Source organism: Luteibacter sp. NPDC031894 (assembly GCF_050273135.1).
In the GTDB taxonomy this organism is placed as follows: domain Bacteria; phylum Pseudomonadota; class Gammaproteobacteria; order Xanthomonadales; family Rhodanobacteraceae; genus Luteibacter.
The window spans coordinates 50,722-75,191 of record NZ_JBNNMV010000009.1; the positions used below are offsets into that span (position 1 = coordinate 50,722).

A 24,470-nucleotide genomic window follows, 5' to 3' on the forward strand; every position below is an offset into this window, starting at 1 on the left:
CCTCCGGAAGCGGGAAAGGCGTCCACAGGGACGCCCTTCCTCTAAGACCGGGGTTTCGGGGTCGGGATTACGCCCGGCCCGGGCTCAGTCGTTCACCCAGTGGCAGCGGCGTTCCGTGCCGTAGCTGGCGTTCTTGTCCTGGTGGTTCTTCTGGATGCGGTTGCCCGCGTAGCCGCCACCCACGGCGCCCGCCACGGTGGCGAGGGTCTTGCCCTTGCCGCCGCCGACCTGGTTGCCGATCAGGCCGCCCGCGACGGCGCCCACGCCCGTGCCGATCAGGCGATGGTCGTCCTTGGAGTTGATCTGCTTGGTTTCGACGTCCTCGCAGACCTGGTGCTGCGTGCGCCGGGACTGTGCCTGGGCAGGCGGTGTGCTGATGGCGGCCGTGCTGGCGAGTGCGATCGCGGCGACGGCGAGCAGTTGGCTCTTCATGTCGGGTCCTCCTTCTCGTTGGCCTTCAGGGATACCTCCGGCCTCGTGACGGACGGGTCAATCCGGGGCTCCACGGCGGGGCGTGTCGACATCGCGTACGGCCGCGGTTTAATCGGCGTTCCCCGGGCCTCCGCCACCGCTTCGGTGAGTTCGGCGCCCAGCAAGAGGATCAGCGCGGAGTAGTAGACCCAGACGAGCAGCACCACCACGCCCCCCGCGGGCCCATACGGGCCGCCCACATTGCTGCGGTCGAGGTAGACGGCGATCGCGAACTTGCCGACCGCGAAGAGCAGGGCGGTGAGCGTGGCGCCGATCATCGCGTCCCGCCATTCGATGATGGCATCGGGCAAGACCTTGTAGATGGCCCCGAAGATCAGGACGAACACGCACAGGGAGATAGCGATCTCGAGGACCTGCCACCCCGTGGTGCCACCGCGCACGAACACGGCGATCAGCGCGCTGGCGGAGAAGGAAATGACCAGGAGGAAAGCGAGGGAGAGCAGCAGTCCGAGGGCGTGCATGCGGGCCCGTAGCCAGCCGAGGATCGCGCCCTTGGTCGACCCGGGGCGCGGTTGCAGGCTCCAGACCCGGTTCAGCGCGCCCTGTAGCTGGGCGAAGACGGCCGAGGCGCCGATGAGGGTGACGCCGAGGCCGATCACGCCGGCCATGCTGCCTACGCTAGGGCGCTGCCTGGCGTTCTCGATGACCAGGCGCACGGCGTCCGAGGCGCGAGGTCCGACGAGGCCGTTGAGGCTGTCCACCAGCTGGGCCTGCCATTCCGCGCGCAGGGAGGCCACTACCCAGAGCAGGAGCACCAGCAAGGGCGCGAAGGAAAGCGCCGAGTAGAAGGCGAGCGCCGCGGCCCGCGTCATCAGCTCGTCGTCGCTGAAGCCTTTCGCCGTGGTCTTCACCACGCGCCAGGCCATGGCCAACCTTGAATGCACGACGGCGTCTCCAGGATGCGTACCGTGCCAGCTTCGCGGGCACCATGCGAAAGAAACGTCGACTCAGGCCGCGTGCATCCGCGCGATCGCCGCCGGCACGCCCTCCGCGCCGGCCACTTCGACCACGCGGTCGCCCATCGCGAAGTCGCTGACGAGTTCGTGTGCCCAGGTGCTGTGGTAGGGCATGTACACGCCCCATCCGCCCAACTCCACCACGGGTGCGATATCCGACTTCAGCGAATTGCCGACCATGGCGAAGCGGTCCGGAGTGACCTCGAACTCGGCGAACAGCCGCGCGTAAGCGGCCGGATCCTTCTCCGAGACGATCTCGATGCGATGGAAGACGTCGGCGAGCCCACTGCGGGCAACTTTGTATTCCTGGTGGAACAGATCGCCCTTGGTGATCAGCACGACACGGTGGTTCGCCGCCACGGCTGTCACCGCCTCACGGATACCCGGCAGGAGTTCCACGGGGTGCGCGAGGACGTCCTTGCCGAGGCGAACGATGCGATGGATGTCGCGTGCCTCGATCCGGCCGTCTGTCAGTTCGATAGCCGATTCGATCATCGAGAGCGCCATGCCCTTCGCGCCATAGCCGAAGAGGGCGATGTTGCCGCGCTCGGTCGCGAGCAGGGCCTGTCGCAGGCCCTCGGCACCAAGGTCCACGTAACGGGCGAGGATGGCTTCGAACGCCTCCTGGGCCTGGTCGTAGAACTCCTGGCTGCGCCAGAGCGTGTCGTCGCCGTCGAAGCCGACAAGGTCGATCATGAGGGGTGTCCGGTATCCGCAGCGGGATAGGATACCAGTGCCTGGTGGCGGACCTCGGTGGGAGCCGACCCTGTCGGCGATGGTGCTCGCCGCGATCTGGCTATCGCCGCTGGAGCGGCTCCCACACGAAGCCGACGGTCAGAACGCGATGCTGGTCTTCAGGCCAAGCACGAACGCGTCGTCGTTCTGCTTGCTGCCGCCCGGGTCCTTGATGTACTGCAGGTTCGGACGGATCGCGATCGATGGAATGGGCGACCAGCTGTAGAACACCTCGGCCACTTTTTCATAGCCATCGTTCACGATGCCTTCCTGGCCCGGGTGCGTGGCGTTGAACAGTCGCTGGTTCTTCGCCGCATAACCGCTAGCGTGCGTGCCGGCGATCGCCGCGCCCACGAAGTCGTTCGGACGGTCGAAGATGCCCTTGTATTCCATGCCCAGCGCGATCTGGTTGTTCGTCGCCGAGGTCTCGTGATCGGCTGACGTAATGTTCAGGAACACCGTGGCGCCCTTGCCGCCGGCTTCGCCCGTCACCTGCTGCTGAAACGTGATCCACGCGCCCTTGCGCGAACTGCGTTGCAAGGGCTCGCCACCCGCCGTCGCCAGCGGCTGGCGATCCTGGTTGAGGTAGAGATCGTCACCCTTGGACGTGTTGTACCAGACGCCCGCGCGATACGACCCGGGAAGGCCGTTGAGCGTCGGCTTCCAACCAAACTCCAGCGGAATGAGCGCGCCGGTCGTGCCGCTCGGGAAGTCCGGCTCGAGACCGTGATGGCGTGCATAGGAATCGTCGACGTACTTCGGGTTCACCTGGTACGCGGCGATCTGCACGAACGTGTCCTTCGTCGTGTTGAACTTCACCACGGTGGCCCACATGCTGGTGGGCCAGTTGACCCAATAGTCGCCGACGATGTTGCCAGGCTGGGCTCCACAGAAGCTCAGGTTCATGAAGTCGCATGAGAACGTGCCGCTGTCTTCGCCGACGGGAAGGCGGCCGAGCTTCCAGGTGAGCCGGTCGTCGAAGAACTTCTGTTCCAGCGCGAACATCGTCAGGTGCCAGGTCTGCCCGCGACCATAGACTTCCTGGATGAGCTGGTTGTTGCCGATGTGCGCATCGGCGCCGATGTCGCGGCCGTTTCTATCGGTGACGATGAGTTTGAAGGTGGCTCCCCGCCATCCCCATAACTTGTCGAGATCGAAGGCGGTTCCGAGCTTCCATTGATCGGTGTAGCGCGTGATGCGGCGATCGCCGCCCGAATAATTATGTGCCGCTTCGAAGCCGTAGCCGAAGTCGAAGGTGATGCCCTCGTCGGCGAGCCGCGTGCGTGTGCCGTTCCAGTCGCCGAACAGGTATTTGCTGCCTGCGGCGTCGTCCGCGTGTGCCACGCTTGCACCGAGGGCAAGGAATGCGAAGACGGCTCCTGCTAGCGGGCGCTTGTTGACTTGTTTGCGCATGAATCTTCTCCCTGAAGACGGTGTTTATGTTTTTTAGTAATGCGTTTTTGATTCCATCAGTTGCGACGCAGCAAGTTTTCGGTGCGCACAACCGCAGCATCATAGTGACTATTTGTTGGACTAATACAGGCGAAATGCGGCCGCATCGACTTTGCTTTTCGTCGATGTTCAGGCGGCGCGGCGTATGCGATTCGGCGTCTCATGAGAAAGCTCGCACTTCACGTGCGAACGTGTTCAACGCGCGTGAAAAGCAGGACAACTTTGCCGAACTTGCGTCGGCGTTGATTGAAAGCGCTTGTCGCGACTATCGTCGCTGCACATCGCTCCAGGACTAGCCCATCAGTCGTCGCGTGGGATACCTGCTCCCAGAGCGCCCGTCACACGGGCATAATGCGCATCCGGCCCTTACGAGTTTTCGCATGCCATACGATCGCAGTTGGATGGGCTACGGCATCGTGGGCGCCCTGGAGACGGGGGCCATCGCGCTGGTCGTGGGTATCCTCGCTTACGCGCTGCTGCGCGCCTTCGGCAAGGGCAATGGCTGGAGCCACGGCAAGGAGCTCGCGCTGGCTTATGTTTTCGCCGTGGTGCTCTCGGCCGGCCAGGACCTGTGGGACCTCTTCTACTTCAACATGGCGCCCTTGCAGTCGCTGACCCTGCTGAAGCTGAAACTCGCGGCCGTGCACGACCCGGACGCGATCGGCCTCCGGGTGTTCTTCGAGTTCGTGGGCGCGCTGGCCGGCGTGTGCATCGGCTGGGCGATGTTTTCGGGCGGCTTGAAGAAGCTCTTCGCCGGCTTGCGCAATCCGTAGCACCGCCAGCGGTTTCCAAGTACCTCTTAAGGGGTAGGAGCGCGCGCTACCCCCGGGATAGGAGGGCTGCGCTCAGCGCTTGTGGCTGAACATCCAGGCCCACAGGTCAGGCGTTGCATACGCCTTTTCCCAGGATCCGTGGCCGACGCCCGGAAACTCGGTGTACTTCACCTCCTTTCCCCGCTTGACCAGTTCGGCGTTCATCCGGCGCGATTGCTCGGTCGGAACGACGTTGTCGTCGCCGCCGTGGAAGATCCAGACCGGCAGGGCCACCTTGTCCGCCACCCGGGCAAACGGGTCATCGCCCTTGGGCACGCCATGGACATACAGCCTGTTGCGATCGTCGTCGTCGGACACCACGCCTCCGCAGATAATCGCCGCTGCAGCGAACGTCTTGGGGTGGTCCACCGCCAGCTGCCAGGAGCCGTAGCCGCCCATCGACAGGCCGGTGAGGTAGAGGTGGCGGCGGTCGCCATGGAATTCCTTCACGCTCTTTTCGAGCGCGGCCATGGCCATGGCCGCATCGGCGGGATCCGTCCACTCCGTGTCGTCGGGAGCCTGGGGAATCACCACGACGGCAGGGAAATCCATGTGCTGCTTCAGCCAGGGCGGCAGGCCCTGCGTCATCTGCTTTTGGTTGTCGCTACCGCGTTCGCCGCTGCCGTGCAGGAACAACACCACGGCGGGATGTTCGACCGTCTTCGCCGGCACGAACACCTGGTAACGATACGTCTTGCCCTGGACGTCGACACTGCGCTCGACGAAGCGCGCGGGATCGGCGGACGCAGCGCCGGCAACGACGATGGTGAGCATGGCAAGGGCACGGAGCATCGCGGGTTTCCTCACAGGATGGGATCGAAAAGCCGGGCGACGTGCAACGCCACGCGACGGAAGTAGGGCAGGCGGCGATAGTCGTTCGGGTTCACTTCGTCACCGTTGGCGAAGTCTGTTTCCAGCATGGCTTCCACGGATGCGGCGAAGCCTTCATCGACGTTCAGCGCGGCAATCTCGAAGTTGAGTCGGAAGCTGCGGTTGTCGAGATTCATGCTGCCGACGACCGCGGTGTCGTCATCGATCAGCATGACCTTCTGGTGCAGGAATCCATGCCGGTAGCGGAAGATCCGGATGCCGGCGAGCGTGGCTTCGTGCGCGTAGAGCGTGGACGCCATGAAGACGGTGCGATGGTCCGGACGACACGGGATGAGGATGCGCACGTCGACGCCCCGGAACACCGCGAGCCGTAACGCGCCGAAGACGGCCTGGTCGGGAACGAAGTAGGGCGTGGTGATCCATACGCGTTTCGTCGCCGCCTGGATCGCCTGGGTAAAGAAAAGCGAGCAGCTTTCCTGGCGATCCGCCGGCCCGGTGGCGACGATCATCGTGGCCGCGCGGCCGCATCGTTCGGGCGGTGGCGACGACGGCGGGCGGTCGCCGGTGACCCAATACCAGTCTTCCGCGAACACGCGTTGCAAGTCCGCGACAGCGGGCCCTTCGATCTGCATGTGCGTATCGCGCCAAGGCGCCAGCGGGGGCATCTTGCCGAGGTATTCGTCGCCTGCGTTCAATCCGCCGACGAATCCGCGCACCCCGTCCACCACGAGCACCTTGCGATGGTTGCGAAAGTTCAGCTGGAAGCGATTGCGCCAGCGTCGCGTGGCGAAGCGCCGGACCTGCACGCCGCCCGCGCGGAGGCGAGTCACGTAGCCGTCGTCGAGCGCATGGCTACCGATGCTGTCGTAGAGGAGGCAGACGGCCACGCCAACCGCGGCGCGCTCCAGCAGTGCATCGCGTAGCCGCCGTCCCAGTTCGTCGTCGTGGATGATGAAGAACTGGACGAGCACGTAGCGCTCGGCGCGCGCGATGGCGCCGAACATCGCCGCGAACGCGGCTTCCCCATCCACGTGGAGGAGCAGGGCGTTGCCGCCATGCATGGCCGTCTGCAACATCCTCCCGATCGCGTCGTAGCGCCGGTCCTGCACGGGCGTGGAATGCGCCAGCAGGCCAAGCCGTCCGTGATGGAGCGCCTCCTCGTGCAGGATGAAAAAGCGGGCCTGTCTTTGCCGGTGGAGGTCGACGTAGCCGCCGAAGTGGCTGGCGCCAAGGAACAGGTAGGGCACCAGGGTCACGTAGGGGAGCAGGACGAGTCCCAGTACCCAGGCGAAGGCACCTTGCGCCGTGCGCGTGTGCATCACCGCATGCATGGCCGCGAACACGCCGGCCACATGGAGGCAGAGCGCCGCGATGGCGACCAGGCTGGCGATCATGCGCGCCCGGCCTCCACGCGGGTTACCTTGCGGCGACCCGCCGGCTTTCTTCCGCCAGTAGCATGTCCGCCACGCCCTGGGCCTGCTTGCGGATCTCCGGAATCGCCGTGGACTCCCACAGCGCGCCGCGCAACAGGCTGCCGATGGCGAACAGGTTCGGCCGCGGCTTGCCGTTCGCATCGAGCAGGTGGCCGTCCGGCACGGCGGCGAAGCCCATGCCGAGCGCGTCCGGCTTGGCGATGCCGTCGATGACCAACTGGCGCACGAGCCGGTGCTCGGTGCGTTGCGTGTCGGTGTTCAGACCTACCGTCTGGATCACGAGGTCATAGGCGTCGGTGGATTCGCCGCCGCCCGGCAGCGAGTGCACGACGTCCAGCGAGCCTTCGAGCGACAGCCGGACGGAGCGCATGCGTCCGCGTGAACGCGCGAAACGTCCTTCCGCCTCCAGTCGCGCGATCTGTGCAGCCACCTGTGGAGGCATGCGGTGCCGGGCGCGCTCCCACGCCCAGCGAGCGTGGCGCAGGAAGCGCGCACGTTCGCGCGCCGGGAGGTCGCGCCACAAGGACTGCGTATGCGGACGCATGCCGTCGACCACCGTGCGCCAGTCCTCGGCCGTGGCCGTGGCGTCGCGCAGCCGGCGCATCCAGGCACGCAGATTCGGGTCGTCGCGCATCGATTCGATCAGTTCGCCGCCGTCGTCGTGCGGCGCCGATGCGGCGGCGAGGTGCGGCTCGGGCAACTTGCCGTGCCGGGACAAGGCGTCGAAGCGCGCATTCGGCCAGCGCGCGGACAGCTCCAGCAGGACATCGACCGCGGTGAGCCCCAGGCCGATCACCAGCACGCGCAAGGGACGCTCGTGCGGTTCCGCGGAGACGAGGAATGGCCAGGGGTCGGTCACGTATCGCCCGCTGGCGATGGCGGCATCCTCCACGCCCGGCAGGGGCCGCGGCGGCAGCGAACCGATGGCCAGTACCGCGGCGTCCGCGCGCGAGGACTCGTCGCCGAAGCCGATGACGAGGCCATCCTCGGACGGCATGATCGACTCGGCGGCGAACGGAACGACATTCACGTCGTGTCCGAACGAGCCGGCATTCTTCACCGCCTGTTCCACCCGGGACTGGAGGAAATCGCCGTACATGCGGCGCGGGAGGAAGTCGGAACCCTTGACGGAGGGGTCGAGCGATTGGGCGTACTCGAGGAATCCGCCGGGCTTGCTGACGAACATACCCATCGAGGCGGCACGCACGTTGAGCAGGTGCCGCTGCGAAGGCGTTCCGTACGCGACGCCGCGACCCGCGCCGGGACCGCCGGTATACCAGTCGAGGTGTAGCGGATGCCGCGTGCGCCGTTCCAGCAACTCGCTTGCCAGCGTCGCCGCTGCCGCGCCACCGCCGATGATGGCGACTTTATGAAACATGCTTTGGTCCTTCGCCCGATGGGTGGGGTGGAGGGCCGTGAGACCGTCAGGCCGTCAGGCGTCCCGCGATGATCGATTGCCTCGGTCGTGCGATCCAGTGTCCCGAAGGACCGGGCTGCTCATACGCGAGGTACTGTGCCAGATCGCCACCGTACACGTGAAGCGTGAGCGCCGTGTCATGCCGCGACAAATTGCGGCAGCGGTGGGCATGGTTGTCGGTGGCTTCGAACCAGGTGGCGTCGCCCGGCCCCAGCCACGTCCGGCCGATGCTGCGGAGCGAACGGTCGGTGTCGTCCTTGTCGAACGACTCCACTTCCAGCGCGCCGGTCATCGTGGCTTCGAGGCCCCAGAGCCCGCCGTGGTCGTGGACCGGGGTGGCGTAGCCGGGGGGCCAGGCCAGGACCAGGACGCTGACAGGCGGACGCGAACGCTCGGCCAGGATCCAACGCTCGAACCCGCGCCGGCGCTCGCGCAAGGGCCCCAGCGTCTGCGCCAGTTCCGCGCTGCGGCCATGCAGGACGCTCCCGATCTCCCGCCCCATGGAGGCGAGGTCCGGATGCGCCACGTCCGACAGGTCGAACGCTATGTCTCGCAAGGTCCTGATGATGGAAGAACGCTTACCCATGGGAGGGCTGCTACCTGAATCGACTGGCGGGGAGTGGACCACGCGGGTCGTTAAACGGTCGTAACCCCTGTCTTTCGGGAAGGCCTTAAACCCTTTCACGCGTAAGGGCATCGAACACGTGACCGCCACCCCCGGGGCGGTCGTCCCGACCACGGAGAATCCCGCCATGTTCTTCCTCACCTCGCTCGTCGTCCTTGCCGTCGGTTGCTGGCTCGCCTTCGCCGTCGTCGGCGTCGTGCTGAAGCTGGTTTTCGGCATCATCGGCGGTGTGTTCAGCCTCATCGGCGGCCTCCTGGCTGCCGCGATCGGCGCCGTGGCGATGCTGGCAGTGGCCCCCATCGTGGCGCTGGCCTTGCTGCCCGTCCTCGTCCCGGTGGGCCTCCTTGCCCTGATCGTGTGGGCCATCGCACGGGCCACACGCAAGCCGGACGTCGTGGTGATGCCGCGCTGAGGCTTAGGTTTTCCTCAGGTCGAAGCTGACCGGGATGCGCGCCCAGGCGCGCACGGGTCGTCCACCCGCCGTTGCCGGCTGGAAGCGCCATTTCGCGAGGACCTGGTCACGTGCGGCCTTGTCCAGCAGGGCATGGCCGCTGCTGTTCTCCACCACCACATCCAGCGGTCTACCTGCTTCGTCGACCAGCACGCGTAGTGTCACCGTCCCTTCCATGTGGGCGGCAATCGCCGCGCGCGGATAGGCAGGGGCTGGCGCGGACACATAAGCCAGGTGCGCCTCAACCGGCGCCGCGGGCGTGGCCGGCGGTGCGACATCCATGGGTTGCGGTGGGGCAATCGGCGCGGTGCCCTCGTCGGTCGGCACCGAGGGTGCGACGGGCGGCGGAACGTCGACGGGTTTCGCACGCTGGACGGGAAGCGTCTTCGGTTTCACCGGCAGCGGCTTGAGGTCGATGGGCGGTGGCGCGACGATCCTCGGTTCCGCCGGATGATCGATCAGCCGCAAGGCCGGAGGCTCGGGCGGCGAGAACGCGAGGGTGGCGACCACCGGTCGCATGACGGCGACGAGGGCGGCGGTGTTGAGGGCGATCGCCGCGCTCATGGCGACGATACGGACGGTATCCGGATGGACTCCGGTAGCGGATTGCGGACGAGCGAACGACATGAGCCACCTCCTGCAACGTGGGGAAGGTGATGCGCGGTCGGGAACACGGCCGGTGGGGGCCGGCGGGGATCGTGTTCGGGTCCGATCTCAGATTAGGGCGGGTTGGCTCGTGTACGCAACCACGTTCAATGCGCGACGAGCATCGGCACGTCGGACTGCATGAAGAGGAAGCGCGTGGTGCCGCCGAGCACCATCTCGGAGAGGCGCGAGCGACCCCATGCGCCCATGACGATCAGGTCGGCATGCTCGGTATGCGCGATGTCGAGCAGGGCGGGTCCGGGCGAGGCGAAGGCCTTTTCGTCAAGGCGGCGTACATCCGCCTTGACGCCGTGCGAATCCAGCCAGCCGCAGATATCGGTGTCGGGGAGGGCGCAGGTGCCGACGTCCTCGTCGCGGCTGCCGTCGATGACGGTCACCCGGCTCGCCTTGCGCAAGAGGGGCAGCGACGAGCGTACGGCGAGGGCGGATTCGCGACTGCCGCTCCACGCCACCAGCACATGCTCGCCCAGTGTTTCCACGGGCGCCGCTTCGGGCACGACGAGCACCCCTCGGCTGGAAGCGAAGACCGTTCGCGACACCACGCCGAAACCCACCGGTGCATCGCCGCGCATGGTCGACGAACGCTCCATCACGATGAGGTCGTAACCGGCCGACGCATGCGCCAGCAGCGAGACGGTGTCGCCGTTCCCGACGCGCCACTTGCCTTCGAGGCTGCGCGAGGCGAGCAGGGCGGCCCAGTCGCCGGCTACCGCCCTGGCGTCGCTGGCCCGCTGGCGTACCGCGTCCAGTTGCATCGGCACCGCCTCGGGCACCGTATAGGCGGCGGCGGGAAGGTCCACCACGTGCAGGGCATCGAGGCGCGCGCCCAGGCGAGCGGCCATGGCCAGCGCGGCGCGCAGGCCCGCGCCTTGGGGCGGGAGTCGGGCGATGTGCACGAGCAGTTCGAGAAGCATGGCCCATGGAACAACGGCGGGGACGGCGCAGTCAATGGGCGGACGTTCCGTCGATGTGCACCGCGGCGGCCTACCTTCGGCTACGCTCGACAACCGGTCCTTTCCACGGAGCAGCCATGGCCTTCGACAGCACCCAGCCTCGGTACCCCCTGGCCGAGGAAGTCGCCAGCAGCGTGATCCACGGCATCGGCCTCGTCCTGAGCATCGCCGGCCTCGCGGTATTGGTGGCGTTTTCAGCCATGTACGGCGGCGCGCGCGCGGTGGTCGCCAGTTCCGTGTTCGGCACGACGTTGATCCTGCTGTACACGGCGTCGACGCTTTACCACTCCGTGCCGGGCGAGATGCCCAAGCGCATCCTGCGCACACTCGACCATATCGCCATCTTCCTGCTCATCGCCGGCACCTATACGCCGTTCACGCTGCTGGCGTTGCCAGGCGCGTGGGGTTGGGGCCTCTTCGCCACGATATGGACGCTGGCGCTCCTCGGGAGCGCCGCGGAGCTGGGCCTGCTCAAGCGCTACCGCAGGGCGGCCGTCGCGATGTACGTGGCGATGGGGTGGGTGGCGGTGATCGCCATCGAGCCGCTGCGCGACAACGTGCCGACGGGTGGCCTGCTGCTCCTGTTCGGCGGCGGCGTGGCCTATACCGCCGGCGTCCCGTTCTACATGGCGCGCAAGCTCCCGTACCACCACGCGATCTGGCACTTCTTCGTGCTGGCCGGCAGCGTGCTGCACTACCTGGCGGTGCTGCTTTACGTCATCCCGGGCGCGGCGGGACGCTAATCGTTTTGCTTGGTGGGAGCCGACCCTGTCGGCTCCCACCGAACGGTCTTACTTCTTTTCCTGCTTCTTTTCCTGCGCCGGAATGAACCGCGTGCGCACGGCTTCCGCCAGCAGGTCGGGTGGCAACAAGCCCTGCGCGATCAGGAAATCGTTGAAGGCCTTGCGGTCGAACCTATCGCCGAGCCGCGTCTGTGTTTCCGCCCGCAATTGCAGGATGCGCGTGTATCCGTAGAAGTACGCGGTGGCCTGGCCGGGAGAGTTCAGCGTGTACCGGTCGAGTTCCTGGCGCGCCATCGGCTCCGAAAGGCCCACGTCGTGCACGAGGATCTCGTGGGCGCGTTCGCGCGTCACCATGCCGAGGTTGAGCATCGGGTCGAGGAAGGCGCGCGCGGCGCGCAGCAGGCGGAACTGCAGGGCGATGAACTGCCCGGCCGGCGGCTCGTACGGCAGCATCTCCGCTTCGGCGTAGAGGGCCCAACCTTCCACGTTCACGCTGTTGAAGGCGAACAGGCTACGGGTAAGCGACACACCTTGTTCAACCATCGCCGCGAACTGCAACTCGTGGCCGGGGCGACCTTCGTGGGCGGTGAGCGTCCATGCGGCGGCCTCGAAAGTGAAGTCGTCGTACATCTGCGTCTTGTCGCCGTCCGCCGGCGGGTTGCCCGTCGTCAGGACAAAGGTACCGCGCTGGCCCGTGTTGCCGACGAACGGCGGCGGATCCATGTGCGGGGCCGGCGTGCGTGCGTTCTCGGCCTCCGATGCGAGCCGCATCGCCATCTGCCGCTTCGGCAATTCAACGATGCGCTGCTTGCGAATCGTGTCCTCGATCTTGCCGATGACGGCGTGATAGGCGGGCTCGACCTTGTCCTTCGCCAACTGTTTCTTCTTCAGCGCCTTGAGCACGTCGCGATAGTCGCCATCGGGCAGGCCTTCGGCCTTGGCCACGACGGGCGCGAGCATCTGCATCGCATAGGTGGTTTCCATGAACTCCAACTGCGCGCGGTCGATCAGTTCGCGCGGGGAGATGTCGAGCCCGACCTGCTCGAGGTTATAGGCGTACAGCGGCTCGGGCAGGCGGAAATCCGTGCGCGCACGAGGTAGCACGGTCTTCTTCACCCAGGCGTTGTAATCCTTGAGTTGCTGGTCCAGCTTTGCCATCGCTTCGTCGCTACCCGCCACCTTCTTCTCGGCGAACAGTTTGCGGATGCCCTCGACGTAGCGCTGCGTATTGCCGAGCTTCTGCTCCACGTCGGCCTTCACCGGCCCGAGCAACGCCTTGTCGCCGAGCTTCTCGGTGGTGCGGGCACGTGCCTGGTCCACCAGTGGCGTGCAGCCGGGCGTCATGCCCACGTAGCACTTCAGGCGGCCGAGCGCCGCCTTGTTCTGCTCCGGCTTGCTTTCCGCATTGAGCAGGGAGAACTCGCCGCTGAAGACGATCTGTCCCGCGTCGAACCACGGCAGGAGGTATTTGTCGTTGAGGTCGATGCCCTTGATGCTGCCATCGATCTGCTTGAGCAGGATCTGAAGATCCTGTTTCACGTTCGGGTCTTTCTCTTCGGCGAGGCGCTTGTTTACGGTGTCGCGAACCTTGACGAGGGCGTCGCGCTGGCGCTTGTCCACGTCGGGTCCGAGGTCGATCGTCTTCTCGTCGAAGCCCTTCAATCCGATATCCGTGGCGGATTCAGGGCTGAAGCGGGCGGTGACGTCGAGCAGCGGCTGCGCGTCGGCGTTGCTGCGGGCGATCCAGGCCGGCTGCGTGGCGGGCTCGGCGTGCAGGCAACCGACCGCCAGGGTGACGGCGGCGGCGAGCGTGAGTCGTCGGAACATGCGTATCTCCCCGTTGAAGTCAGCCGAGACTAGCCGCTGCGGTGGAGGCACGCCAATGTGCCGAATGGCGGTCAGCTGAAAAGCAAGGCGAGCCCGGCCATGCCGATCATGAGGAAGGAGATCACCACCTTGGCCAGCATGCCCACGAGCATGCCGACCCATGTGCCTACGCCCACGTGCGCGGAACGCAGCACGCTGGTGCCCGACCACAGTTCGCCCACCATCGCGCCGGCGAAGGGGCCGATGATGAGGCCGGGGATGCCGAAGAACATGCCCACGACGGTACCGACGCCCGCGCCCCACAAGGCGCGCGGACTGGCTCCAATCCGCTTCGCGCCGAGCGACGCAGAGACGAAATCCAGGGCGATGCCCACGGCACCGACGATGCCGATCGCGACCAGCCAGCCCCAACCGAGGTGACGGTACTGGTCCACCGCGGCGGCCAGCCAGATACCGCCGAAGATCATCGGGATGCCGGGGAGCACGGGCAGGATCGCGCCGGCCACGCCACCGACGATGAGTGCCGCGGCCAGCAGGTAGAGCACCAGGTCCATTAGCGGAACGCCTCGCGGTATTCCGGCTTCAGGTAGCTGGCGAAGGCATCGCTGGGAACGTCGACCGCCTGCGGACCGGCGACATAGGAGGCCACCTGGTAGGGCGGGAAGATGAGGGTCAGGCCGTGCACTTTGTCGTCAGGACCGGTCAGCAGTGTAAAGACGCGGAAGCGGTCCTTCCCGGGTGCCGTGCCCTCGTCGATCTGCTCGCTGTTCGATACCAGGGGCTCGTCCTGGTCGTCCAGCGCGGTGAGCAGTTGCCGACGCGCTTCGGTGGCAAAGGCGTTTTCGGCGGCCTGGGGGTCCGCAAACAAGTCGTCGATGCCAACAACCCGCTTTTCCTGCAGGTCGAAGGTGAAACTGTCGACGATCGGTGCCGGATGGGCGCCGCCCGTGAAGGCGGAACCGTCGACCTGCACGTTGATGAAGCGGTCCGTGCGCGAGGCGACGGCGATGTCCAGGTTGAGGTCCCACGGGATTTCACGCGCTCGGGCACGGGCGCCGGGCGTGTCGAGGCTGGCCAGGAAATCGCGCTTCTGCCCTTCCACGTAGCGGTCGATGGTGTCGCGCAGTCCCTGTGCCGCGGGCGGCAGGTCCGGGAGCTTCAATTCCATGGTGTAGAGGCCTTCCTTTGCGGATTCGGTATCCTTGCCGACACCGGCCCGCGCGGGCGGCGGCGACTCGCCGCCGCTCGCGTTGTCGGCGTCGCGGCAGGCGGTCAGGCCGGCCACGGCAAAGGCCAGCGACAGGATGTGTCGCAGCAGCATCGTGCGTTCTCTCCCTGCGAAGTTCGCATCTTAGCCTAGGGACGGCGTGTCAATGTAGAGAAGGAAGAGCGTGCAAAACGCGATGACGGAATCCATCACCCTGCTCAAGGCCGACGAACTCGGACGCATCGAGCACGTGCAACGCGGCGAAGTCTCGTTGATCCGGCGCGATATCGGCGCGGCTCGCTGGTGGGCTCGTTGGTTCGCCCGGCGTGCCGCCGCGCGAGAAGCGCGGGCGCTTTCACGACTGGCGGGCGTGGATGGCGTACCGCGACTCCTCGCATGGAACGGGCGCGTGCTCGAGCGGAGCTACATGGCTGGCCAGCCGATGCAGGTCGGCAAACCCCTGGATGCCGCGTACTATCGCGCCGCGCTACGCCTGCTGGCCGTGCTGCACCGCCACGGCATCGTGCACAACGATCTCGCCAAGGAGCCGAACTGGCTGGTCCGCGAGGACGGCACGCCGGGTCTGGTCGATTTCCAGATTGCCTGGACCCGAGGAAAGCGCGGCCCGCTGTTCCGCTTGCTGGCGCGCGAGGACCTGCGCCACCTGCTGAAGCACAAACGCACGTATGCGCCCGACCGCCTCAGTACGAGGCAGCGCGCGATGCTGGCGCGGCCCGCGGCCCATTCCCGGCTCTGGCGCGCGACCGGCAAACGGCTCTACAAACTCATCGCCCGCCGCATCTTCGGCTACTGGGACAACGAAGGCCAAGGCCGTATCCGCCGCTGATCTCGTGTCGGATGCTCCCGGATGGTGGTTATTTTTCGACGAAGGCGCGTTCGATGACGTAGTCGCCCGGTTCGCGGGTACGTGGCGACGCTTGGAAGCCTTCCCCATCGAGCAGCACGCAGATGTCGTCGAGCATCGACGGGCTGCCGCACAGCATCACGCGGTCCTCCGCCGGGTTCAGCTGGGGAAGGCCCGTGGCGCGCGCCAATTCACCGTCCGCGATGGCGTCGGTGATGCGTCCCCGGTTGCGGAACGGCTCCCGCGTAACGGTGGGGTAGTAGACCAGCTTCTCGCGGACCAGGTCGCCCAGGTATTCGTGGTTCGGCAGCTCGTTCTCGATGTAATCCGAGTAGGCGAGGTCGTTCACGTGGCGGACGCCGTGCGCCAGGATCACCTTGTCGAAGCGTTCGTACGTGTCCGGATCGCGGATGATCGACAAGAAAGGCGCCAGGCCCGTGCCGGTGCCCAGCAGGTACAGACGCTTGCCGGGCTTAAGGTCGTTGAGGACCAGGGTGCCGGTAGGCTTGCGGCTCACGATGATCGGATCGCCGGGCTTCAGGTGCTGCAGCCGCGACGTGAGCGGGCCGTCCTGCACCTTGATGCTGAAGAATTCCAGGTACTCCTCGTAATGCGCGCTGGCGATCGAATAGGCTCGCATCAGCGGCCTGCCGTCGACCTCCAGGCCGATCATCACGAAATGCCCGCTCTCGAACCGGAAGCCCGGATCGCGCGTGGTGCGGAAGCTGAACAGGCTGTCGTTCCAGTGGTGCACGTCGATGACGTGCTCGGTCGCCAGTGCCACCATGGTTTGCTTGAACCTCGAAGACGGTACGCGCCGCACCGGTGGGTGCGCGCTCATGGGGTGCAAGTTTAAGACATCTCGCCTGGGGACGCCCGGAGACCCTGGCTGCCGTAAGATGCGGGGCCGTCCGCAGGAAGGAGAGTGCCAGTGAGCAAGCCGGACTACGCCGTGGGCCAGACCTGGACCTATCGCACCCGCCCCGGTGAGGAGGCTTCACGCGTGGCCATCCGCCGGATCGACAACGAACCCGAAGATGGCGAGGTCTTCCACGTCTCGATCCTGGACGTGAAGCTGCGTAACCACCGGCTACCCGGCGGCCTGCAACCCGCCATGCACCATGCCGCCGTCTCCCGAGGAAGCCTCGACGACAGCCTGCTTCAGCTCGATGGCAAGGCCGACAACGACGAGAGCTGGCGCGACGGCTATGGCGTCTGGCGCCAGGCCTACGACAACGGCGATGCAGGAATCTTCGACCTCCCGCTGGCCGAAGTGCTCGGCTACATCGAGTTGATCGTGGCGGCCTCGGGCGAGGCGCGCACATAAAAAAAGGGCGCCCGGTCTACGGAAACCGGCAGGGGAGGAGCCGGTTTCCGTAGAGGGGCGCAAGTGTCACACAGGGATATCGTTGGTCTCAGGCGACCTTAGAAGTCGTAGCTGACCGCCAAACGGGCGTAGCGCGGCTCCTGGGTGTACAGCGGGACGCGGTAGATCGGATGCGGGGAACCGCGGTTCTCGTACTGCGTCGGATAGCGGAACGTCGGACGCTGCTGGTTGAGCACGTTGAAGACGTTTGCCGAGAACGCCAGCCTCGATGCCGCCCATTCCGGCCGATAGGTCACGCCAAGGTCCAGCTGGAACGTCCACGGCAGGCGGCCCTTGTCGCCGGGAGGCGAGGGCTGGCCGTCGCACCAGTGGTACGAGCTGCCGTAGTGCGCCGGATCTTCCTGGTCCGGACCCCAATAGCCAAGGCAGACTTCCGGCGCGCCGGAGATTGCCTGGAGGTTGCCGGAGAGCTGCCACTCAGGCGCGAACTGCCAGTAGCCGTAGGCCTTGAACACATGCGTGTGATCGTTGCCGAGCGGACCGTTGGCATAGTCCATGACGTAGTGGTTGTCCCAGTCCACGCTGCCCGCCGCACCCGACTGGCGCGTATCGGTGCGCGCCTGGCCTTCCGTGTTGCCGTAAGAGTGCGACCAGACATAGTCGAACTTGCCATACCAGGTACCGTCGAACTGGTGCTCGGCGTAGAACTCGGCGCTGAGGTAACGGCGCTTCGTCTTCGGCATGCCCATTTCTTCGCGGCTGAGGGGCACGACGAACGGATTGCCGGCAGGGTCGATCAGGGTGAACTTGTTCGAATGCCCGCCGTTGACGAGATAGCAGCTGTTCGTCGAGCCCACCGTGTAGCCGAGCGCCTCGGCCTTATCGGTGACGACGCCGAGATCGCAGAAATCGTCGATGACCGCATTGAGCTTGCGCTGAGTCAACTTGACGCCGTAGTTCCAGTTCTCGTTGAAGGTCTTGTCGAAGCCCAGGATGAATTCGTCCTGGTTCTCGGACTTGAGGTCCTTCGCCGCCACGGTGCGCGGGTCAGGCGGGATGCCGTAGGAGTTGTTGCCGGACACCACGCCGCTGAACTGGGTGAGGCCGGTCGGCGTGCCGTCGACCGGATTGATGCCCGAGTACGTAAAGTACTGCTGCGTGGCGGTGTAGCCGGCAGCGGCACCCGTGGCCGGATTGAGCGGCAGGCCGAGGTAGTAACGACCGGCGTTGGCATAGACCTTGAAGGTGCCGTCACCGTTGACGTCCCACGAGGCGCCCAAGCGCGGGGCCCACTGCGGACGCGTCTGCTCGATGAACGGCTTGCCGAACTGGTTGTAGTCGGTGAACTGGTCGTTGCGCAGACCGATCGAAAGCAGCAAGCGGTCGTTGATCTGCCACTTGTCTTCGATGTACTGGGCCTTCTGGTCGGAGCGCACGTCGACGAGATTGTTGACGACGTTCCTGCTGACGAAGTAGCCCTGCTCGCCGTTCGGGAAGAGACCCGGCGCCGGCACGAAGTTGCGTCCCGGCGTGTTGTCGATGGCTTCGAGCGGGTCGTCGGAATGGCCGTAGCTCCAGACGTAGCCGGGGCCCGGACTCTGCGTACCGAAGTCCTCGACACGCGAACGGACATTGTCGATACCGACCGAGATGGTGTGGTCACCCAGCACGTACGCGACGTCGAAACGGAAGTTGGTCGACTTGTTGCCGCGACCCGGCGAGCTAATGTCGGCTACCTGATTGTTCTGGATCGGGCGGCCGCCGTTCAGCGCCGGGTTCTGGCGCACCGGATTGTCGACGCGGATGAGGTTCGGGTCGTACTCGGCTGCCTGGTCGTAGTTCTTGCTCGACATCTTGCCGTACATGGCGCTCACGGTCAGGTTGTCCGTGATATAGCCCGTGTACTTCGCCACCCAGAGGTCGCCGCCGGTCTTGGTGTCGTTGACGTCGCCGATGCGTGCGGTGCGCGAGAGATTCGCGTAGTCATAGCTGTAGCGGGTACCCGAGCCTTCACGCTTATCGCCGGCGCTGGTCAGCTCGAGGATATTGCTGTCGTTGATGTTCCAGTCGAGCTTGCCGTACCAGCGCGGGTTGCGATAGTCGTTCGTCGATGCGGGCGTGCCGCTGCCGACTGAATTGACGTTACGCTGGCCCTGCTTTTCGAACTCACCGCCCAGGAAGAAGAACAGGTTGTCCTTGATGAGCGGGCCGCTGGCGTACGCGCTGACCGTGGTCGTCCACTCGTCGTTCTGGCTCTTCGGCTGGTACAGGTCGCCGGCCGGTGCCGATTCCGGCGTGTTCGCGTAGTGCAGGTTCGGACCGGAGGCGCGGGCAAAAGCCGGCTCCCAAAGGACCTGCGCACCGAAGTGCCACTGGTTGCTGCCGCGCTTGCCGACCTGGCTGATCACGCCGCCGTCGGAACGGCCGTACTGCGCGCTGTAACCGCCGGTGTAGACCTCCTGCTGGTCGATCGCACCGTAGGGAAGCTGCAGGCCGCCGAGGGCGTTCAGCGGATCCGTGGTGTTGAAGCCGTTGACGTAATAGGCGTTCTCGTTCGCCGCGGCACCACCGAAGCTGGCGACCGAGCGGCCGGTGTCGCTGGTGAAGCCGCCGCCGTTGTTCACCACGCCCGGCGCGAGGCGGGCAATGTCTTCGGCAGAGCGGCCGAGAGGAATGCGCGAGAGCTGTTCCGACGTGATGACGGTGCGCGAGTCGACCGCGGTGACGTCGATGCTCGGCAGCGCGGTACCCGTCACAGTCACGCCTTCCAGGCTCTCGGCGTTGCCCGCCGTGGCCGGCGCGGCGTTGAAGGAGACATCCGTGCTCGCACCGACGCGCAGGGCGACGCCCTTGCGCGAATCGACGGCGGCACCGTCACGCATCAGGGTCACCGAGTAGGTGCCAAGGGGCAGCTGCGACACGGCGTAGTGGCCGCGCGCGTCGACCTGCACCTCGCGGCGGAAGCCGTTGCCGCTCTCGACCACGATGGTTTCGTTACCTGCCACCGGAACGGAACCATTGATGGCGCCGGTGGTGGACTGTGCGTAAACGCTCGAAACGCCGCTCAGGCAGGTACAGACCGCCAGTGCGAGTGCGCTCCTGCGAGAGAGAAACTGCTTCTTCATGCTATCCCCGAAAAGTGATGCCTGGAAATGACGATCACGCGGGAACGCAGCGCGGGCACCCCTGCCCGGCGCAACGCAACGGAGCCCTCGAAGACCCCTCCCCGCGCTCCGTCGCCTAACAATCCATTTGCCTCGATCCAAATGGAGTTAAGAGAAGGTTTACAGCAGGTCGTCTGGCTTGTCCAGCCGCCGGAACAGCGCGGAGTGCTCGAAGGAACTTGGAGATTTGAGGTGCTGCAACGCAGCGCAGAATGGTCTAAGTACTTGTGTGTGCGATGCTTACGCTCGACGTTCGGCTTGCCGAAAATGCGCATGATCAAGCTTTCGCCAGATCGCAAAAAATTATTGCCCGGTAGCTCGGAAAGGCGGTGGGAAGCGTCAAGACGGCGTGTATTTGGATCGAGGCAAATCTCGTGCCAATCTCGGCCCTTTCCATCACCGCGTCTCTACCTGCGCTGCCCGAGAGTCGCGCGATGAAAATCGCCACGTACAACGTCAACGGCATTCGTTCCCGTCTCCCCAACCTGCTCGAATGGCTCGAGAGAGAGGAGCCGGACATCGCCTGCCTCCAGGAGTTGAAGGCGGTCGACCAGGGATTCCCGATCGGCGCCATCAACGACGCGGGCTACGGCGCACTGTGGGCGGGGCAGGCGTCATGGAACGGGGTGGCCATACTCGCCAAGGGCGTGGATCCCGTGGAGAGTCGACGCGGGCTGCCTGGGGACGCGAAGGACACCCAGAGCCGTTACCTCGAGGCCGTGGCACATGGCGTGCTCGTCGGATGCATCTACCTGCCCAACGGCAACCCCTGGCCAGGCCCCAAGTTCGACTACAAGCTCGCGTGGTTCGAGCGCTTCCTGCGCCACGCGCAGGCCCTGCTCGATTCGGGCCAGCCCGTGGTACTCGCCGGTGACTACAACGTCGTGCCGACCGATGAGGACATCTACGATCCCAAACACTGGCGCCGCGACGCCCTGCTGCAGCCGGAGAGCCGCGACGCTTATGCGCGGCTCCTCGCCCAGGGCTGGACCGACGCCCTGCGCGAGCGGCATCCCGGTGAGCGCATCTACACCTTCTGGGATTACTTCCGCCAGCATTGGCCCCGCGATCGCGGCCTGAGAATCGACCACCTGCTCCTGGCGCCGGTCCTGTCCAGCCGGCTGAAGGATGCCAACGTGGATCGCTGGGTGCGCGACCAGCCGAAGGCGAGCGACCATGCCCCGACGTGGGTGGAGCTGGCCGAGCCGGCCACCGCGAAGAAGGCCCCGGCGAAGAAGATCCCGGCGAAGAAGACCCCGGTAAAGAAAACCGCGGCGAAAAAGGCGGCGGCGAAGAAGGCGCCTGCCAGAAAAGCCGCACGCCCGGGCCGTCGCAAGGACACCTGAGCCTGGGGTTGCCACGGGCGGCAGAGTTAATAGACTAGGCCGTTATTGGGGAAGCCGGACCAGGCAGTATGAAAATCGATGACGGCAGCGGAAGGCGCGCCGAGCCGGTGATGCTTGGCGAGGTCGCCGCGCGGCTGCGCAATCCCCGCATCGACCGCATCGTCGCGAGCTTCCGCGAGTACCGCGTCGCTCTCATGCGGACGGTGATCCTCGGCTTCATCGTCGTCTGGACCGCCGCCTGGTTGCACGGTCCCACCGCCATGGCGGTAGAGGCGCGTCGCGCCGTCCCAGTCGCGCTTGGCCTCTTCGCCCTCAGCACGGTGTGGATGCTCAGCGTGCGGGCGGGATCGTTGCGCCAGAACACCGCTGTCGATGCGATCGGAAGCGTGGCCAACTTCGTCATGGTCGCGATCCTGCTGAAGACGGCCTTCATGCTGGTGATCACCCTTACGGCCGTGTTGCCCTTCCTCTCGGTGGCCCTCGGCGTGCGTTACAGCCGCAAGGCCTTCGCTGCCGGCGTGGTCGCTTCCGTGCTCATCCTTGCGATCGCGGCGCCGGACGGCTATTGGATCGCCCGTCCCGCTTACGCGCTGTATGCCCTCGGTCTGGTCATCGTGCTGCCCATGACCCTGTACCGGATGACGGAAGCGCTGCGCGAGGTGTCGGCCGAGGCGATCGCCTCGCGCGAGGCGCAGCATCGCTTCATCTCGATGATGAGCCACGAGATGCGCACGCCGCTGGGCACGGTGATCCACTCGGCGTCCCTGATCGATACCTCGGTAATGACCGACGACCAGCGCGGACTGGTTACCTTGCTCGCCACGAATGCCAACGCGCTCCTGCACCGCGTTAACGCAGTGCTCGATGTCGCGTCGTTCGCCGGCGGCAGCTTCACGCTGCGGCACCAGGCTTTCGCCTTCGACGAAGTCCTGGCCACGGTAGGTGCCGTGTGTCGTCCATTCGCCGCGGAAAAGCGCGTCGTCTTCGGCCTTTCGCGCGACGCGTCGGTCGAGGGCGTGTTCACCGGCGATCCCGGACGCATCGAACAGGTGCTCTCGAACCTCGCTTCGAACGCGGTGAAGTTCACGCCGCCGGGCGGGTCGGTCGACGTGCGCGTGGAATTGGTCGAGGGCATCGGCGGTCGCGATCCGACCATCGTCTGCACCGTGACCGACACCGGCATCGGTATCGCCGATGGCGACAAGCAACGCATCTTCGATCCCTTCCATCAACTCAGCGCCGGGGAAAGCCGGCGGCAGGAAGGCGTGGGCCTTGGTCTCTACATCGTGCGGAACGTGTCCGAGCAGATGCGGGGCGGTCTCGAGGTGGCGGACAACCCGATGGGCGGCTCCATATTCACGTGGCGGTTCCCGTTGCCGCGCGCCGCAGCCGGCGCGCGTAGCGCATCGGACATCCCGCTCACGGAACTGCTGGACGAACACCGGTCCCGTGTCGCGACGCAACGCTGCCTCGTCGTGGACGACAATGCCGCCAATCGCGAGATCGTGGGCCGCATCCTCGATCGTGCCGGGCACGTCACCGTGTTCAGCGCTGGCGGCGACGAAGCATTGGCGCGCCTCGCGAGCGAGCCATTCGACCTGATCTTCATGGACTTGCACATGCCCGGCAGTTCCGGCTGGGACGTGCTCGGCCGGATCGAGTCGGCGCGTCGGACGACGAGCATGCCGCCGATCGTCATGCTCAGCGCCGACTCGAGCCACGATGCCGTCCGCATCGCTTTCAAGGCCGGAGCACGCGCCTACCTCACCAAGCCGATTGCCGCGCAACGCATGCTCGACATCATCGAGGCGGTGGCCGAGGAGCGGCGCCTCGAACGCGCCGCGCGCCTCTGGCAGCCAGCCATCGAGCCCATCGTGCCCCGGAACGGTTCCACGCCGCTGGACGACATGCGGGCGCTGAGCAGCCGGGAAGAATTCGGCGAGTTCGTCGACCTCTGCGCGCGCAGCGCGACGAACCACCTGGAGAACCTGCGCGGCGCCATCCTCTCCCACGACATCGCCGCGGCGTCGGAAGCGGTGCATGCGCTGCGCAACGTCCTCGGCAACCTCGGCGTGCCCGGCGGCGATCGCGTGTGCGACGACATCGCCGTGATGGTCGAGGCCGGGGGCGATATGCGCGCCGCGGTGGCAGAGGTCGACGGGCTTACCCGCTCGGTGCATCGTTTCGTGGCGGTCCAGCGCGAGCAGGTCGGCGCGGCGGCGGGCGCGTGACGGAACTCGACGATCTCGCCGCGACGATCGACCGGCGGGAGCGGACGATCCAGGACATCAAGACGGACAACGAAGCCCGCATCGTTTTTCGCGACGGCACGCCGCACACGCGGCAGCCGTTGTCCGTGGTCTACCTGCATGGCTTCACCGCCAGTCAGGCGGAAGGCGCGCCTGCTCACAGGACGATCGCCGCCGCCTGCTCCGCGCACCTGTTCCTCAATCGCCTTACCGGCCACGGCAGCGAAGCGCCCGACGCCATGGCGGGTATTTCTCCAGAGCGCTGGCGCGCCGACGCGGACGAAGCGCTGGACATGGGCCTGCGGCTCGGTGAACGCGTGATCCTCGTGGCGACGTCGATGGGCGCGTCCCTCGCCCTCGACCTGGCGGTGCGTCGACCCGAATCGATCGTCGCGGTAGTGGCGTGGTCGCCCGGGATCCGTGTCCACGATCCCGAGCAACTGCGCGCCGCATTGCTGTTGCAAGGGCCCGTGGTACCACCCGGTGAGCGTTCGACGTTCCAGCGTCGCTACTGGTCGACCGTGGTGCATTCGGACGGGTATCGGGCCATTGCCCGCCTGTTCCTCGAGTGGATGCGTCCGGAGCGGTTGCAGGCTGTCCGCTGTCCCGTGTTCTTCGGCGTGTGGGACGGCGGCGAGGGTGACCACGACACGCTGACCTCGGTGGCGGCGATGCGCGAGGCCTTCGGCTGGTTGGGCACGCCGCCGTCGCAGCGCCGGCTGGTCGCGTACGACCACGCCGCGCACGTACTCGCCTCGCCGGAGCGCTCACCTGCGGCGGCGCGCGTGCTGTCGGACTCGCTCGCTTTCCTGCGCGCGATGGGCATCGCCCGCTAGCCGGCAACCATGCTCGACCGCTCACGCGCTATCTTTGTCTGTCTAACGGAGGGCCGACGGGTGCGTTCGAGGCGTGCGAGGAG

General features: G+C 66.1%; 23 protein-coding genes. 8 read left to right on the forward strand and 15 right to left on the reverse strand.

What is annotated here, in order from left to right; translation table 11 throughout:
* Positions 1 to 84: 84 nt before the first annotated feature.
* From ACQKIE_RS17845 to ACQKIE_RS17860, 4 genes are all read right to left on the reverse strand, one after another.
* Positions 85 to 432 (reverse strand): glycine zipper 2TM domain-containing protein, encoded by a 348-nt coding sequence (locus tag ACQKIE_RS17845; protein WP_427461640.1) that lies wholly within the window; start codon positions 430 to 432, stop codon positions 85 to 87.
* On the reverse strand, positions 429 to 1,358 hold the full coding sequence (locus ACQKIE_RS17850; RefSeq protein ID WP_427461642.1) for a YihY/virulence factor BrkB family protein: 930 nt from the start codon (positions 1,356 to 1,358) through the stop codon (positions 429 to 431). The genes ACQKIE_RS17845 and ACQKIE_RS17850 overlap by 4 nt, the downstream gene beginning before the upstream one ends.
* Positions 1,359 to 1,439: 81 nt before the next feature.
* Positions 1,440 to 2,144, reverse strand: a complete 705-nt coding sequence (locus ACQKIE_RS17855) for an HAD family hydrolase (RefSeq protein WP_427461644.1) — start codon at positions 2,142 to 2,144, stop codon at positions 1,440 to 1,442.
* Between the two features lie 138 nt (positions 2,145 to 2,282).
* A complete protein-coding gene (locus ACQKIE_RS17860; RefSeq protein ID WP_427461646.1) occupies positions 2,283 to 3,596 on the reverse strand; it encodes a carbohydrate porin in 1,314 nt (437 codons plus the stop codon).
* A 419-nt stretch (positions 3,597 to 4,015) separates the two neighbouring features.
* On the opposite strand from ACQKIE_RS17860, the gene ACQKIE_RS17865 reads away from it, so the two are divergent.
* Positions 4,016 to 4,408, forward strand: a complete 393-nt coding sequence (locus ACQKIE_RS17865) for a hypothetical protein (protein ID WP_427461648.1) — start codon at positions 4,016 to 4,018, stop codon at positions 4,406 to 4,408.
* A gap of 72 nt (positions 4,409 to 4,480) precedes the next feature.
* On the opposite strand, the gene ACQKIE_RS17870 is transcribed toward ACQKIE_RS17865, so the two are convergent.
* The 4 genes from ACQKIE_RS17870 to ACQKIE_RS17885 are packed head-to-tail and all read right to left on the reverse strand — an operon-like array spanning position 4,481 to position 8,714.
* Positions 4,481 to 5,239 (reverse strand): prolyl oligopeptidase family serine peptidase, encoded by a 759-nt coding sequence (locus tag ACQKIE_RS17870; RefSeq protein ID WP_427461650.1) that lies wholly within the window; start codon positions 5,237 to 5,239, stop codon positions 4,481 to 4,483.
* An 11-nt stretch (positions 5,240 to 5,250) separates the two neighbouring features.
* Positions 5,251 to 6,672 carry a cardiolipin synthase gene (gene cls / locus ACQKIE_RS17875; RefSeq protein ID WP_427461652.1) on the reverse strand — a complete coding sequence of 474 codons (1,422 nt, stop codon included), beginning with the start codon at positions 6,670 to 6,672 and terminating at the stop codon, positions 5,251 to 5,253.
* A gap of 22 nt (positions 6,673 to 6,694) precedes the next feature.
* A complete protein-coding gene (locus tag ACQKIE_RS17880; protein ID WP_427461654.1) occupies positions 6,695 to 8,089 on the reverse strand; it encodes an FAD/NAD(P)-binding protein in 1,395 nt (464 codons plus the stop codon).
* A 46-nt stretch (positions 8,090 to 8,135) separates the two neighbouring features.
* Positions 8,136 to 8,714 (reverse strand): cysteine dioxygenase, encoded by a 579-nt coding sequence (locus tag ACQKIE_RS17885; protein WP_427461656.1) that lies wholly within the window; start codon positions 8,712 to 8,714, stop codon positions 8,136 to 8,138.
* A 118-nt stretch (positions 8,715 to 8,832) separates the two neighbouring features.
* On the opposite strand from ACQKIE_RS17885, the gene ACQKIE_RS17890 reads away from it, so the two are divergent.
* Positions 8,833 to 9,165, forward strand: a complete 333-nt coding sequence (locus ACQKIE_RS17890; protein WP_427461658.1) for a hypothetical protein — start codon at positions 8,833 to 8,835, stop codon at positions 9,163 to 9,165.
* Positions 9,166 to 9,168: 3 nt separating this feature from the next.
* Here ACQKIE_RS17890 and ACQKIE_RS17895 read toward each other — a convergent pair whose 3' ends face one another.
* Together ACQKIE_RS17895 and ACQKIE_RS17900 are read right to left on the reverse strand one after the other, a co-directional pair.
* Positions 9,169 to 9,831 (reverse strand): energy transducer TonB, encoded by a 663-nt coding sequence (locus tag ACQKIE_RS17895; protein ID WP_427461660.1) that lies wholly within the window; start codon positions 9,829 to 9,831, stop codon positions 9,169 to 9,171.
* 125 nt (positions 9,832 to 9,956) lie between these two features.
* Positions 9,957 to 10,784 (reverse strand): universal stress protein, encoded by an 828-nt coding sequence (locus ACQKIE_RS17900; protein ID WP_427461662.1) that lies wholly within the window; start codon positions 10,782 to 10,784, stop codon positions 9,957 to 9,959.
* Between the two features lie 116 nt (positions 10,785 to 10,900).
* Here ACQKIE_RS17900 and trhA point away from each other — a divergent pair, with 116 nt between their 5' ends.
* Entirely contained in the window at positions 10,901 to 11,566 is a 666-nt protein-coding gene (gene trhA / locus ACQKIE_RS17905; protein WP_427461664.1) for a PAQR family membrane homeostasis protein TrhA, read from the forward strand.
* A 48-nt stretch (positions 11,567 to 11,614) separates the two neighbouring features.
* Here the strand turns inward: trhA and ACQKIE_RS17910 are convergent, their stop codons facing one another.
* From ACQKIE_RS17910 to ACQKIE_RS17920, 3 genes are all read right to left on the reverse strand, one after another.
* Positions 11,615 to 13,393, reverse strand: a complete 1,779-nt coding sequence (locus tag ACQKIE_RS17910) for a DUF885 domain-containing protein (protein ID WP_427461666.1) — start codon at positions 13,391 to 13,393, stop codon at positions 11,615 to 11,617.
* Between the two features lie 71 nt (positions 13,394 to 13,464).
* Positions 13,465 to 13,947, reverse strand: coding sequence for a DUF456 domain-containing protein (locus ACQKIE_RS17915; protein WP_427461668.1), 483 nt, complete (start codon positions 13,945 to 13,947; stop codon positions 13,465 to 13,467).
* Positions 13,947 to 14,714 carry a DUF3298 domain-containing protein gene (locus tag ACQKIE_RS17920; protein ID WP_427461670.1) on the reverse strand — a complete coding sequence of 256 codons (768 nt, stop codon included), beginning with the start codon at positions 14,712 to 14,714 and terminating at the stop codon, positions 13,947 to 13,949. Before ACQKIE_RS17920 ends, ACQKIE_RS17915 begins: the two co-directional genes overlap by 1 nt.
* An 82-nt stretch (positions 14,715 to 14,796) precedes the next feature.
* Here ACQKIE_RS17920 and ACQKIE_RS17925 point away from each other — a divergent pair, with 82 nt between their 5' ends.
* On the forward strand, positions 14,797 to 15,447 hold the full coding sequence (locus ACQKIE_RS17925; protein WP_427461712.1) for an RIO1 family regulatory kinase/ATPase: 651 nt from the start codon (positions 14,797 to 14,799) through the stop codon (positions 15,445 to 15,447).
* 28 nt (positions 15,448 to 15,475) lie between these two features.
* Here ACQKIE_RS17925 and ACQKIE_RS17930 read toward each other — a convergent pair whose 3' ends face one another.
* Positions 15,476 to 16,252, reverse strand: a complete 777-nt coding sequence (locus ACQKIE_RS17930) for a ferredoxin--NADP reductase (protein ID WP_427461672.1) — start codon at positions 16,250 to 16,252, stop codon at positions 15,476 to 15,478.
* Positions 16,253 to 16,396: 144 nt separating this feature from the next.
* Here ACQKIE_RS17930 and ACQKIE_RS17935 point away from each other — a divergent pair, with 144 nt between their 5' ends.
* On the forward strand, positions 16,397 to 16,792 hold the full coding sequence (locus tag ACQKIE_RS17935; protein WP_427461674.1) for a hypothetical protein: 396 nt from the start codon (positions 16,397 to 16,399) through the stop codon (positions 16,790 to 16,792).
* Positions 16,793 to 16,890: 98 nt separating this feature from the next.
* Here the strand turns inward: ACQKIE_RS17935 and ACQKIE_RS17940 are convergent, their stop codons facing one another.
* On the reverse strand, positions 16,891 to 19,917 hold the full coding sequence (locus tag ACQKIE_RS17940) for a TonB-dependent receptor (RefSeq protein ID WP_427461676.1): 3,027 nt from the start codon (positions 19,915 to 19,917) through the stop codon (positions 16,891 to 16,893).
* A 473-nt stretch (positions 19,918 to 20,390) separates the two neighbouring features.
* Here ACQKIE_RS17940 and xth point away from each other — a divergent pair, with 473 nt between their 5' ends.
* The 3 genes from xth (at position 20,391) to ACQKIE_RS17955 (ending at position 24,387) form a co-directional block, all read left to right on the forward strand.
* Complete coding sequence (gene xth, locus ACQKIE_RS17945; protein WP_427461678.1) at positions 20,391 to 21,302, forward strand: exodeoxyribonuclease III; 912 nt, start codon at positions 20,391 to 20,393, stop codon at positions 21,300 to 21,302.
* Between the two features lie 68 nt (positions 21,303 to 21,370).
* Entirely contained in the window at positions 21,371 to 23,533 is a 2,163-nt protein-coding gene (locus ACQKIE_RS17950; RefSeq protein WP_427461680.1) for an ATP-binding response regulator, read from the forward strand.
* Positions 23,530 to 24,387, forward strand: a complete 858-nt coding sequence (locus tag ACQKIE_RS17955) for an alpha/beta hydrolase (RefSeq protein WP_427461682.1) — start codon at positions 23,530 to 23,532, stop codon at positions 24,385 to 24,387. Before ACQKIE_RS17950 ends, ACQKIE_RS17955 begins: the two co-directional genes overlap by 4 nt.
* The last annotated feature ends 83 nt before the right edge of the window (positions 24,388 to 24,470 follow it).